The organism is Palleniella muris, assembly GCF_004792655.1.
Lineage (GTDB): Bacteria > Bacteroidota > Bacteroidia > Bacteroidales > Bacteroidaceae > Prevotella > Prevotella muris_A.
Genome location: NZ_SRZC01000003.1, coordinates 37,058 through 51,013, shown reverse-complemented (window position 1 = coordinate 51,013; position 13,956 = coordinate 37,058). Strand labels below are relative to the sequence as shown.

The 13,956-nt window shown below is 44.0% G+C and carries 10 protein-coding genes; all 10 read right to left on the bottom strand.

What is annotated here, in order from left to right:
* Window positions 1–79: 79 nt before the first annotated feature.
* Window positions 80–634 (bottom strand): HD domain-containing protein, encoded by a 555-nt coding sequence (locus E5358_RS02360; protein WP_135938847.1) that lies wholly within the window; start codon window positions 632–634, stop codon window positions 80–82.
* Between the two features lie 134 nt (window positions 635–768).
* Window positions 769–1,614, bottom strand: a complete 846-nt coding sequence (locus tag E5358_RS02355; protein WP_135938713.1) for a lipocalin-like domain-containing protein — start codon at window positions 1,612–1,614, stop codon at window positions 769–771.
* Window positions 1,615–1,636: 22 nt separating this feature from the next.
* Window positions 1,637–2,557, bottom strand: coding sequence for an NAD(P)-dependent oxidoreductase (locus tag E5358_RS02350; RefSeq protein ID WP_135938712.1), 921 nt, complete (start codon window positions 2,555–2,557; stop codon window positions 1,637–1,639).
* Between the two features lie 89 nt (window positions 2,558–2,646).
* Window positions 2,647–3,714, bottom strand: coding sequence for a 3-phosphoserine/phosphohydroxythreonine transaminase (gene serC, locus E5358_RS02345; protein ID WP_135938711.1), 1,068 nt, complete (start codon window positions 3,712–3,714; stop codon window positions 2,647–2,649).
* A 122-nt stretch (window positions 3,715–3,836) separates the two neighbouring features.
* Window positions 3,837–5,063 (bottom strand): tetratricopeptide repeat protein, encoded by a 1,227-nt coding sequence (locus tag E5358_RS02340; RefSeq protein ID WP_135938710.1) that lies wholly within the window; start codon window positions 5,061–5,063, stop codon window positions 3,837–3,839.
* 230 nt (window positions 5,064–5,293) lie between these two features.
* On the bottom strand, window positions 5,294–6,508 hold the full coding sequence (locus E5358_RS02335; RefSeq protein ID WP_135938709.1) for a hypothetical protein: 1,215 nt from the start codon (window positions 6,506–6,508) through the stop codon (window positions 5,294–5,296).
* A gap of 25 nt (window positions 6,509–6,533) precedes the next feature.
* Window positions 6,534–9,098 carry a DNA gyrase subunit A gene (gene gyrA / locus E5358_RS02330; protein ID WP_135938708.1) on the bottom strand — a complete coding sequence of 855 codons (2,565 nt, stop codon included), beginning with the start codon at window positions 9,096–9,098 and terminating at the stop codon, window positions 6,534–6,536.
* Window positions 9,099–9,609: 511 nt separating this feature from the next.
* Window positions 9,610–10,206 carry an IMPACT family protein gene (locus E5358_RS02325; RefSeq protein WP_135938707.1) on the bottom strand — a complete coding sequence of 199 codons (597 nt, stop codon included), beginning with the start codon at window positions 10,204–10,206 and terminating at the stop codon, window positions 9,610–9,612.
* Entirely contained in the window at window positions 10,206–11,474 is a 1,269-nt protein-coding gene (locus tag E5358_RS02320; RefSeq protein WP_135938706.1) for a DUF1015 domain-containing protein, read from the bottom strand. Before E5358_RS02320 ends, E5358_RS02325 begins: the two co-directional genes overlap by 1 nt.
* A gap of 56 nt (window positions 11,475–11,530) precedes the next feature.
* The gene (locus E5358_RS02315; protein WP_135938705.1) at window positions 11,531–13,840 is read right to left on the bottom strand and encodes a transglycosylase domain-containing protein; all 2,310 of its coding nucleotides are present in this window, start codon (window positions 13,838–13,840) and stop codon (window positions 11,531–11,533) included.
* Between the last annotated feature and the right edge of the window lie 116 nt (window positions 13,841–13,956).

The window sequence follows — 13,956 nt, the reverse complement described above, 5'->3', positions numbered from 1 at the left end:
ACAAAGTCCACAAACTCCAATAATTAGGATTTCTTAATAAGTCAAGGCATACTTGCTTAAGTTTCAAACCAGCAAAATATCACCCGAAAAGCATGTGCCATTCACGGAACTTGCACACGCATTCTTTACCAAATTTCATCAGAGAGTGCTCAACATGGTCATAAGTTTTTTGTCTGTCAGGATGTGTTTTTGAGAAGAACTTGTCGGCATAACAGATAAGCTGTTCTTCCAATGTTTCCGGAATCAAATCCATAGGTGGCAATGGCAGGTTTCTGCTCATTATTTGCTCTTTTGTCAGCCCTGTGCCTGTATGTCTTTCGCACACACGAGCAAATGGTTCAACCTCTTCTGAAGATATCCCGGATTCTTCTCTCAACATCCTTGCGCCAATAGTGCCATGGCATATATAAGGCTCTGTACCGAAACACTCTATACCTTCTGCATTACAGCGTATTATGCCAATGTCATGAAGCATTGCTGCAGCATATACAAACTGTCTGTCTGCCTTTATTTCCGGATGCCTGTTAAGAATGTTCATCGCATAGTCTGCAACGTTTTGGCTATGCACATAAAGTATATCCCGAAGTTTGGAATCCTTGGGATAGTAGCTATTTATTATCTTATCATAATCCAACATAAACAATCATTTGCCAAACAACTATGACTACAATAACTGCAAAAACACTATACATGAGATTACCGACAATGCCGGAGGTAATCTCATGCACTAATTCCATACATAATTCTTGGTGCATGAAAAAAAATGTATTATTTCATGACTTTCTTCTCTATCACTTTGGCAGCTTTCTGTGCATTAGCGTTTGCAGCCATAGCGTTCGCCTTGCGGTGGAAGGCCATTCGTTGCCTATTGCTGTTCAGAAGCACAAGCGAATCATTTGTCATAAAGACAAAGTCAAGTGTGTCATACACCTCTGTTGGTCTTGCATCTTTATTTGTGGATGCATCATCTTCAGTGTTCTTAACACCTGCCATTCCTTCCGGTGAACTAATCAGAATCAGGCGTCCGTTGCGACATTTCCAACCGGTGTAGTGCTTGACTGCCGGATATTCAACCGGACTGTCATCCTCAAGGCTTGAATGCTGCATGACATAACCAACAGGAGAAGCTACACTTGAACGTTTCAAGGAAAATCCATATTCCCTTGGCACAAGATACGCCTCCTTGAGTGAATCAGGTATCTCGTTCAGCTTTCTGCGCAATGCACGGCGAGACATGTGTGCAGCATCCTTCCAAGTCGGTCGAACTTCAAAAGTCCATGTACCTTTCAACTGGTCAAGGTCAACAACCATAGTTGCCTCTGTGCTGTCTTCCGAATTAATCATAAGACCAACCCAATCGCCAATCTGTGGCTGTCCTATGATTTTTCCCATCCGTTTTGCTGTCTCTATATTGTAAATTATAGGATCCACACCGCTTTCAAACGGCAGGAACACTATGACAGAGTCATTGGTTCCGTCGCAGGAGAGACCATAAACCATGGAGTCCTTCTCTTCTGCGACGGTCGGTTTGGCTGCCTCTGCGGACTTGTCATGATTGCACGAGCACACACTCGCCAATACGATTACCCCAAGGCTAAATAAGATTTTTCTCATCAAGAACTTTTCTTGTCCACTATTACTTGTTCACCTGGAACTTTGTACAACCTTCTGCAAAATATGCATTGATTTGCTTAGCCGCAGCAATACCGGCATTTGTGTTCGCTTCTGCCGTCTGTGCCCCCATCTTCTTTGGTGTTGAGAAATAGCGTCCCTCAAACTTGGCAAACTCCGCATCAGCATCAGGCTTGATATCGGTAATGTATTTCAAATCTTCACGGCAAGCCATCAAACGTAGAAGTCCGGCTTCATCGATGACCTCCTTGCGTGCGGTATTGATGAGTATTGCGCCTTTCTTCATCGTGTTACACAAGTCATAATTGATAGACAGCTTTGTCTCTGCTGTTGCAGGAATGTGGAGAGATACAATGTCTGCCTCCTTGAACAGTTCTTCTTGTGATGCACAAGCCTTAACACCTGCCGCTTCAATGGCTTCCGCAGGACAGAAAGCGTCATAAGCAATCACATTCATGCCGAACCCTTTTGCCACACGCGCCACATTACGGCCGACATTTCCAAAGGCGAGAATACCAATAGTCTTGCCCATAAGTTCAGAGCCTGCCTTGCCGTTATAGAAGTTGCGTACTGTGAAGACAAGAATACCAAGCACGAGTTCTGCCACAGCGTTAGCATTCTGTCCCGGAGTGTTCTCCACAATAATATTGTGTGCTGTTGCAGCTGCCAGGTCAACATTGTCATAACCGGCACCGGCACGAACAACAATCTTCAGATTCTTGGCAGCATCCATAACCTCACCATCTATTTTGTCAGAGCGTATGATTATCGCATCAACATCTGCGACTGCTGCAAGGAGCTGCGCTTTCTCTGTGTATTTCTCAAGAAGCACAAGCTCGTTGCCTGCACCTTCAATAACATCTTTCATACCAGCAACCGCAGTAGCGGCGAATGGCTTTTCTGTTGCAATTAAAACCTTTGCCATAGGAATATGATTAAAATATATGTTAAATAATATTGTCCTGAATACTCCGGTGTCCTATCCGGAATATTCAGGACATAAGGATATCTCAATTAATGATTGGACTCAAACTCTTTCATGCAAGCCACAAGAGCCTCACAGCCCTCTATGCTCATGGCATTATAGCAAGAAGCACGGAAACCTCCGACGTCACGGTGTCCCTTGACACCCACCATACCCTTGGACGTAGCAAACGCCATAAACTCATCCTGAAGGTCTTGATATTCAGGTTTCAGGACAAATGTGATGTTCATCAAAGAACGGCTGTCTTCTTCAGCTGTACCAACGAAAAGTTTATTGCGGTCTATCTCGCCATAGACAATCTTTGCACGCTCTTCAGCGAGCTTCTCCATTGCTTTCACGCCACCCTGTGCCTTGATGTAACGGAGATTCAAGAGTGCAGAATATATAGGCACAACAGGAGGAGTGTTGAACATTGAACCCTTCTTCACGTGTGTGCGGTAGTCAAGCATTGTAGGAATCTGGCGTGACACCTTTCCAAGTGTATCTTCCTTCACAATGACAAATGTAACACCTGCCATAGCAAGATTTTTCTGTGCACCACCATAGATGAGTGCATACTTGCTCACATCTATAGGACGTGAGAAGATATCAGAAGACATGTCGGCAATCAGAGGAACAGGAGAGTCTATATCCTTGCGCAACTCTGTACCGTAAATAGTATTGTTGGAAGTGATGTGCAGATAGTCCGCATCTGTAGGAATCTCAAAGTTCTTTGGGATATATGTGAAGTTCTTGTCTGCCGAACTTGCAACCTCAACGACTTCACCAAAGAGTTTTGCCTCCTTCATAGCTTTGGTTGCCCATACACCTGTGTTGAGATAAGCAGCCTTCTTCTCGAGATAGTTGTAAGGAATCATGCAGAACTCCAATGAAGCGCCACCTCCAAGGAACAGCACCTTGTAGCCTTCTGGAATATCGAGGAGTTCCTTGAAAAGAACTTCAGCCTCGTCTACTACCGGTTGGAAATTCTTAGCACGGTGGCTGATTGTCATAAGTGAAAGTCCTGAGTTTTCAAAGTCAAGACAAGCTGCCGCAGTCTGCTCAATAACCTCACGTGGGAGAATTGAAGGACCAGCATTAAAGTTGTACTTCTTCATATTAAATGAGTTTATATGGGTTTGTAATCCTTTTTTGTATTTATTTCGTTACAAAATTACAACTTTTTGTCGATATAGGCAAATATTCTGTACACATTATTGCAAATATGTGCATATTATTGTCACTTTTCTTCATTTATTTCCGCACTTCTCGCCAAGTTGTCAATCTCTTCAAACTTTTCTCCCATGTTCAGGTTAAAGTAGATTGTGTAAAGGAGTGGAATCCATCTTTTCTGTTGCTTTGGCCTGAGACGCCGGAACTTCTCTACATACGGCAATGACAGCTTGTAATATGAGTTGACTTCCTCACGCTTCGCTTTGGACTCCTTGCCTTGCTTATTCCTTAAAAGAGCTTTATTGAAATAGGAAGAACCCACATTGAAATATGCTTCAGCAATCTTGTCGTTGCTATGGATAATGGAGTCACCTAAAACCACACATGCATCATATTCACCTTTATTCAATTGCAATGTGTTTTTGGCAAGACGGTAAAACAGGTTTCCTGGCTCTATCTCCAATGCTTTCTCCACAATGGTTTGCACAGTGTCCAACTGATTGACTGATGCATAATAGTCTACCAGACGAGGAAAAAAGAATGTGTTTTCAGAGTAGTCATTGAATCCTTTTTTCAGATACTCAACAGCCCGGCTCATATTATTCTGTTCCAAATAACACTTATAAAGTATTATCAATGTCAATGGTGCCTTCTCTTTATATGTCAATGCTTTCTCTTCATATTTTGCTATATTTGGGTAGTTTTTTTCCTTGTAGGCACAATAAATGGCAAGATATGCGGCTTTTGACGCCACCGTATCGGTATTGACAAAGTCAAAAGCAGAGAACAGAGGCTGCTCATGGCAGTCAAGATATGTGTCAAGACATTTGTATGCCTCATTATATTTCTTTCCAGAAAGATAGTATTGTGTACCTTTCATCAGGTTCTTACGGAACAGATTCAGATATTCTGAATTCTTCTTGCGCAGGCGCAACTGCACCCTCCCCTTCTTGTCGGGCAGAGCGTCAATGGAGTCTAAAGATTCGAAAGTGGCAATCATATTGCACAAAGACAAGAACATCGCAGATGTGTCTTTCAACTGTTTCAGATACAGACTTTCATTAAAGTTCTCATATTTCTTTTTGACAATATCAGCTAAAAGAACATAATTGTTAAGTCTGTCCTTTTCTTTCTGTTCGGGCATTGCCACGACTTTCCTCATCAATTTTTCTGCATTGTCAAGGTTCTTGTTTGCCTTTAGGCTTGTCCGCGCCTCTATGATATCGGCTTTTTGAGCAAAACAACCAATACTAATAGTTATTCCAAGCAATAATATCACTATCTTGTTCACCATATTTCATGCAATCTTTCGTTTATAATGCAAAATTATATCATTTTTCCCGAATAGCCAAAAGTAATCCATTTATTTAACACAAACTATAAAAGAGAATAAAAAAAGACGAGAATGTAACACTATAAAAGTAACATTCTCGCCTTCATAAAAATATACAGTAAGAGACAAAAGCGGTGTCTCTTGGATTATACATTCCGTTACAGATATGACCTTAATGGTGTACCGGAAGTTTATTTGATGTTCTCAAGGATATAGTTCACACGCTCCAATGGGAATGACCAGTTGACCTGAGTCTTGTCCGGGTCGGCAGCCTTTACTTCCTCGAATACAGTCTTTGCTTTGTTAAGGTCAGCAATTACACCATCCTTCATCTCAGGCTTGAGATTGCCACGTGCATCAGTATTTGCGTCAATGACACCGGCAGCCTTGGTGAGGTAGCAGATGCCGACATTCAGCTTCGCAGCAAGGAAGTCCGGCTTTGCAGCAAGAGCCTTCTGATAAGCAGCGATAGCCTCGTCGAACTTGTTCTCTGCCTGTGCATTCTGACCTACATAAGCATTAGCCATAGCATCGTTAGGATTAGCCTGCAGACGAGCGTCAAGAACCTTCTTTGCACCAGCCTTGTCGCCACTTTCGTCATAGAGGGCTACCAACTTGCCGAACACTCCCTCATTCTCAGGATAAGCCTCTGCAAGTTTCTTCACATCATTGATGTATGCAGCAGTGTCAATCTGAGCTGCCTTTGCCTGCTCCTCAAGCGCACCTAGCTTAACTGTAATCACATCATTGAGAATTTCCTTGTCGCCAGACTTGAAAGCGTAGTCGGCATACTCAGAGCATTTCTTGCCGTCTTTGTTGAAATATGCCGCAAGTGCTGCATAATAGCAAATCTGACCGTAGTTTGTCTCTGCAGAGAAGTCTGTCTTTGAGAATAGAGAGTTCTGGCGTGCCTCAGCAAACATACCGAAATATTTCTCTGCTGAAGCATAATCCTTTGAGTTATATGCATCAAGACCTGCGTTTATGAGATTATTGCGCATAGGAAGGATACGTCCGGCATTCTTTGACATGAACTTTGGCTTCACCTGTCCCTTCTCGTTAGGCTGGTTGTCAGCCTCATTACATAGCATAGCTGCCTCGACAGCATTATAAGATGCCTTGGCTTTCTCTATATTCAGTTTGTTCATCTCGTCAGTGTTCTGGGCGAGCTGCGCCTTCACAGCACCCTCCTCTGCCTTTGTGCTCTCTGTAATGGCGAGGTCAACAAGTTTGTTATAAGCCTTAGCCTTCTCAACGTTCGTCATTGTTGCAGCAGCGGTCTTGAGCAGTCCGTTTGCCTCACTGTAGTTTGAAGCAGACATAACCTTCTTGAGACCGTCAGGATTCTGCGCATTCGCTGCGAGTGACATCATCACTGTGGCAGCCATCAACATAATTTTCTTCATAGTTGAATGTTTTAAGTTAATTATTTTATTCTGTTTCTTGTTGCTCTGAAGATTCGTCTTTAGCCACATCCTCTTGGTTCAATTGCTCTACAGATGCTTGCCCAAGCACCTTGCAGACAGAAGCAATGACATCGTTCTTCTTTTCAAGGTTTATCAGACGCACACCTTGTGTCGCGCGTCCCTGAAGACGACATTCCTGAACAGAAAGACGGATTGTAATGCCAGATTTGTTTATAATCATAAGGTCATTCTCGTCCTTCACATTCTTTATGGCAACGAGCTTGCCTGTCTTTTGTGTGATGTCGAGAGTCTTCACACCCTTGCCACCACGTGCCGTGATACGGTAGATGTGGTCAACACCATCTTCTGCCTCAGGATTCTCCATATCAATAGGAGTACGTTTTCCATAGCCTTTCTCTGACACAACAAGGATAGATTCTTCAAGAGGGTTGTTCACAACAACCATTCCTACCACCTCATCGTCAGCACCGTCAAGACGCATGCCACGGACACCAGTAGAAACTCGTCCCATTGTACGGATGTCATTCTCGTCAAAACGGCATGCCCGACCATTGCGTGATGCTATGATAAGTTCATTCTTTCCGTTTGTAAGACGAACGTCAACCAAGTCATCACCTTCTATGAGGTTGATGGCTATCACACCGTTTGCACGTGGACGAGAATACTGCTCAAGGCATGTCTTCTTCACTGTGCCGTTCTTTGTACAGAACACAACATAATGGTTACGGACAAATTCCTCATCGTTCAAGCCACGGAGGCGCAGGATTGACTGTACGGAATCATCTGCGTCGATATTGAGCATATTCTGTATGGCGCGTCCCTTTGAATCCTTGCCACCCTCCGGAAGTTCGTAGCACTTGAGCCAATAGCAACGTCCCTTCTTTGTAAAGAACAACATCGTGTTGTGGAGTGTCGCAGGATAGATTGACTCTGTGAAATCCTGATTGCGGTGTGACGCACCTTTTGACCCGACACCGCCACGCGCCTGTTCACGGAACTCAGACAGCGGAGTGCGCTTGATGTATCCAAGATGTGATACAGTAACGACAACAGGGTCGTTTGGATAGAAATCTTCCGGATTGAATTCCTCTGAAGAGTACTTTATCTCAGTACGGCGCTCATCACCGTACTTTTCCTTAACTTCCTGGAGTTCATCCTTCATGACCTTCTTGCAAAGTTCCGGATTGTCAAGAACGGACTGCAAGTAGTCGATGGTCTTCATAAGTTCGTCATACTCATTATGCAGTTGGTCCATTCTCAGACCTGTAAGCTGGGATAGACGCATGTCAACGACATACCTTGCCTGTACTTCATCAAATTGGAAACGATCCATAAGGTTCTGCACCGCAATAGCCGGAGTCTTTGAACCGCGGATTATGCGCACGACCTCGTCAATGTTATCACAAGCAATGATAAGGGCTTCTAGGAGATGTGCACGTTCCTGAGCCTTTTTAAGGTCATATTTTGTACGACGTATTGTCACGTCATGACGATGCTCCACGAAATATTTAACACATTCTTTCAGTGTCAGGAGGCGTGGACGTCCTTTAACGAGAGCTATGTTGTTGACTGAGAAAGAGCTCTGTAGAGCTGTCATCTTAAACAGTTTGTTCAGTATAACATTAGCGTTCGCATCCCTCTTGCAATCAACAACAATACGCATGCCCTGGCGACCAGTCTCATCATTCACATTTGAGATGCCGTCAATCTTTCCCTCCTTAACAAGTTCTGCTATGTATTCTATCAACTGAGCCTTATTGACACCGTAAGGTATCTCCGTTATGACAATCTTGTCATGCTGCTCGTCACTTTCTATCTCAGCCTTTGCACGCATGATGATGCGTCCACGACCTGTCTCGTATGCGTCCTTCACACCCTGAATGCCATAGATGTATGCGCCTGTTGGGAAATCAGGAGCCTTGATGTGCTGCATCAAACCGTCCGTGTCTATCTCAGGATTGTCTATATATGCGCAGCAACCATCAATAACCTCACCGAGATTATGTGTCGGCATGTTTGTAGCCATACCGACAGCAATACCGTTACCTCCGTTGACAAGGAGATTTGGCACTTTTGTAGGCATGACAGTTGGTTCCTGAAGAGAGTCGTCGAAGTTGTTCATCATGTCGACAGTGTCCTTCTCCAAGTCGTCCATAATGTGTTCGCCCATCTTTGACAGACGGCACTCGGTATATCGCATGGCAGCCGCAGAATCACCGTCAATAGAGCCAAAGTTTCCCTGACCGTCAACGAGAGTGTAGCGCATGTTCCAATCCTGGGCCAAGCGCACCAATGCACCGTAAACGGAGCTGTCACCATGAGGGTGATACTTACCAAGCACCTCACCGACAATACGTGCACATTTCTTGTATGGCTGATTGCTTACATTGTTGATGCCCATCATACCATACAAGATGCGGCGGTGGACAGGCTTGAAGCCGTCCCGCACATCTGGAAGGGCACGTGCAACGATGACGGACATTGAGTAGTCAATGTAGCTTGACTTCATTTCCTGCTCAATGTCTATCTGAAGAATTCTGTCATTATCAACAGTCTGTGTTATATCCATTTTAGCGTATTTAGTAGTTCTTTTTCGTTCTAACGATTTTTGCTTGCAAATATTAATTTACAAATTTAGCTCTTTTTTCAGACATAGAACTCGCCAGAACGAAAAAAAATGCGTTTTTTAGACTTTTTTACCAAAACACGATGATGTGAGATTCTTATCAATGAGTTTATGCGCGAAATATGTTTTTTTCTAAAATCCATAAAACATGAAATATCTCATCAACAATAAAAATCTGTCCATAGGGCTACATGCAAGCCAAAATGGGTATTTTCCTACAAATTGACACATAAAAGGAACATTTTGCAAAATCAAAACCTTAACAAGCGTTAAGAAATTGTTTATATGACAAAAGGTAACACTTGGCCGTGCAAAGTGTTACCTTCCACCAAGCCAAATGTTACCTTTCGCCATACAAAACATTACCTTTCATAATGTCATTCAGAGCTGTTTGTTTTTATGCAAACCGGACTTTTGAAATTCAAGGTTATTGAACTGTTTTGCAATATTTGCGTCATTTGAACGCCAATTGCTCAAGACGGTCTTTTAATCGCTCTGCCTCTGACTTGCGAATCGCCAGTGTGATAGTACATGTATTATCAAATTGCTGTTCTACAATGCGAGGTTGCAGGTCTTTCACTACTTTCATCACATCATTCATCATTGGATAAGCGAAAGAAAACTCTATCTTTTCTTCTATAATGCGTTCTTCTATTTCCGAATTGTTTATACAGTCAAGTGCAGCCTCACGATATGCAACAATCAGTCCGGATGTGCCAAGGTTTACCCCGCCATAGTACCTTACAACAACAATCAGAGTGTCGGTAAGTTCCGCCTTTACAAGTTGACCGTAGATAGGCTTGCCGGCTGTCGAAGACGGTTCTCCATCGTCATTCATCCGAAAAGACACGCCGTCACCAACACCTTCAACACCAATTATATATGAATAGCAGACATGACGCGCGTCATAGTACTTCTTTTTGTAAGACGAGATGATTTCCTTCACCTGCGCTTCTGTCTCTACATGATGAGAGAAGGCGAGGAACTTACTCCTTTTCTCGGAATAGAATCCCTCGCCTCCCTTGCCTATTGTCTTGAAACTGTCTTCCATTAAGATAACTTATGAATAACCAATCCGGAACGTAACTTTGGTTCAAACCAAGTAGCCTTAGGAGGCATGATGTTTCCTGAGTCCGCTATATCCATAATCTGCTTCATGGATACCGGATACAATGTGAGGGCTGCACGCATCTCACCACTATCGACACGACGCTTCAGTTCTCCCAAACCACGTAATCCGCCGACAAAGTCAATGCGCTGTGAGGAACGGAGGTCGCCCATGTTGAGGATGTCTTGCAGGATAAGGCGTGAGGATATGTCAACATCAAGCACCCCGATAGGGTCATTCTCGTTGAATGTGCATGGCTTTGCATTCAATGAGTACCATTCGCCATCAAGATAGAGTGAGAACTCATGCGGTTTCTGCGGACGATATTCTTCCGTGCCTTTTTTCTCTACGGTGAAATTCTGTGCCAGTTTTTCAAGGAACTGCTCACTTGTATTGCCATTCAAGTCTTTTACAACACGATTGTAGTCAAGCACTGTAAGTTGGGAAGCTTGGAACGCCACCGCCATGAAGTAGTTATACTCCTCGTCACCTTTATGCGAAGGATTGTCCTTTGCCTTCTCTGTGCCGACAAGTGCAGCGGCGGCTGAGCGGTGATGACCGTCAGCAATATAGAGTGCAGGCATCTTGGCAAATTCTTCAGTAATAGTCTTTATATCATTATCATCAGACACAATCCACAGCTTATGCCCAAAACCGTCTATAGGAGCAACAAAGTCGTATTCCGGCTCTGTTTTGGCATATTTCATTATGAGGGTGTCAAGAACCTCATTGTCCGGATACGCAAAAAACACCGGCTCGATGTTCGCATTATTGACACGGATATGCTTCATGCGGTCTTCTTCCTTGTCACGACGTGTAAGCTCATGCTTCTTGATCACACCGCTGTCATAGTCTCCAGAATAGGCACCGACAACCAGACCATACTGGGTCTTCTCCTTGCCACCATTGGCAGGAAGACATGATGTCTGCGCATAGATGTAATATTGCTCTTTATCATCCTGCACAAGCCACCCCTTATCCTGGAACATCTGAAACTGGCGGGCTGCCTCGTCATAAACCTTCGGGTCATATTCACTTGTTCCCGGCTCGAAATTGATTTCCGGCTTAATGATATGGTACAACGATTTTTCATTGTCCCCCGCTTCTATGCGCGCCTCTTCAGAGTCAAGCACGTCATAAGGGCGTGATTCCACTTGTTCGACAAGCTCCTTCGGTGGGCGAATCCCCTTGAATGGTTTAACTATTGCCATAATTCGATGTGTTTTTAGTATTAATTTTATTTGTTACTCCACTGTATATGTGTACGTTACTCAAAGACATCCTCAACAGAGACTCCGCTTTCGATGCTATCTTTGTAACATGAATCGTAGCCTGCTGGTATGTCGAATTTTGCATCCGGGTCATAGCCAAGGGTCTTATCGCGGTACACTTTTTTCATATAATATCCCCAGATAGGCAATGCCATTGCCGCACCTTGTCCAAGACTCATGGAATTGAAATGAATGTCGCGGTCTTCACCGCCCACCCAGCACCCGCTGACAAGGTCAGGAGTTACTCCCATGAACCATGCGTCAGAGTTTCTGTTGGTTGTTCCTGTTTTTGCGCCTATATCCCCATGCAAGTCAAACATATAGCGGAGGCGTGAAGCCGTACCGCCATTGGCAACGGCACGAAGCATATCTATCATTTTGTTGCATCCTTCCTGTGACAAGACCTCTATCATACGAGGCTGAAACTCTGCCAGAACATTACCACTGTTATCTTCTATGCGTGTCACAAACAATGGTGCACAACGTATGCCGTTATTTGCGAAAGCCGTGTAGGCACTGACCATTTCGCCAACACTAACCTCACACGGTCCGAGACAAAGAGCCATTGAAGGATGAATATCAGGACTGTCTATGCCATATTTCTGCAACAATGCCACGAACTGTTGCGGGTTAAGCCTTGACATCAAATATGCGGAAATCCAGTTGTTGGACTGCTGCAGTCCCCATTTCAGTGTGACCATGTCACCATACCTTGAGCGTGAGCCGTTGCGTGGCGTCCACGGTCTGCCTGCCACCATGTATGTCTGCTGCACATTCGGTGCCTCGTCACAAGGAGTGTAGCCGTTTTCCATGGCAAGGGAATATAAGAACGGCTTGATTGTGGAACCCACCTGACGACGTCCAAGCATGACCATATCATATTGGAAATGTGAGTAATCCAATCCTCCGACATAAGCCTTCACAGCACCTGTATGTGGGTCTATACTCATAAATCCGGCTCTAAGGAATGACTTGTAGTAGCGGATAGAGTCCATAGGTGTCATTATCGTGTCAATGTCACCATGGTATGTGAAGATGTTCATCTCCGTCTTCTTATAAAAAGAACTCTTGATTTCTTCATCACTGTATCCGGCCTCATTCATGGCACGCCACCTCTCGCTTTGCCTCATGGCACGTGCGAAAATATCTGCAATCTGCTTTTTTGTCAAATCTTCCGTATATGGGAAATTTGGTTTCGTAGCCTTTCCCTTATTGAATTTCGGCTGAAGATACTTTGCCACATGGTAATACACAGACTCTTCAGCATACTTCTGCATGCGTGAGTTGATGCTTGTGCGGATTTTCAATCCGTCCGTATATATATTATAAGGAGTGCCGTCCTTCTTGGTGTTTTTGTTGCACCAGCCATAGAGAGGGTCATTCTCCCATGCAATAGAGTCAACGTAGTACTGTGTGCCTGCCCATGAAGGATAGTCCTTTCGGTACGGTTTTGTGGCAGTCATGTACTTACGCAAGAATTCACGGAAATATGTAGCACTGCCATCCTTATGGTCTATCGTCCTGAAATGCAGTTGCAATGGCTCTGCCACAAGACTGTCATGTTCAGCCTGTGATATGTAATTAGCCTTTAGCATCTGTCCAAGAACAACATTGCGTCGGCTCTCCGACCGTTCGCCATAACGTACAGGATTGAAATATGAAGGGTTTTTGCAAAGACCGACAAGTGTTGCTGCCTCACAAGCATTAAGGTCCTTCGGCTCTTTGCTGAAGTAGGTATTGGCAGCCATTTTGATTCCCACTGCATTATGCAGGAAATCAAAATAGTTGAGATACATTGCGATAATCTCTTCCTTTGTATAATACCGCTCCAGTTTCAATGCAATGACCCATTCGATAGGCTTTTGCATGATACGCTCGAACTTGGATTCTGCATGGTCGCTGTAAAGCTGTTTCGCAAGTTGCTGGGTAATAGTCGAACCTCCACCGGCACTTGTCTGTCCAAGCAATCCACGCTTGATGACAGCTCTGCCGATAGCCCAGAAGTCTATACCGGAGTGTTCGTAGAAGCGAATATCCTCGGTAGCTATCAAGGCCTGCACCACATGTGGGGAAATACTGTCGTAAGGTACACGGATACGGTTGTTCTTGTTATGGTTCCATGTACCGATGACTTTTCCGTCAGAAGAGTATATCTGTGTGGCATACTTGTCAATGGGGTTCTGCAAGTCCTCAACCGGAGGCATATAGCCTATCCAGCCATTCCAAATGGCAGCACCAATTGATATGGACAAGACCATACTAAGCAAAAGCAGAACCCATAGGGTATGTATGAATGTACGTCTCATTAATTATCAAAGATAAATATTTTTGCAAAAATACAATAATATTTTGACATTTGGGAGAAATTTCGGGAAAAAATGCTTAACTTTGCATCAAATCGTCAAAAAGGCATATTTTTCAA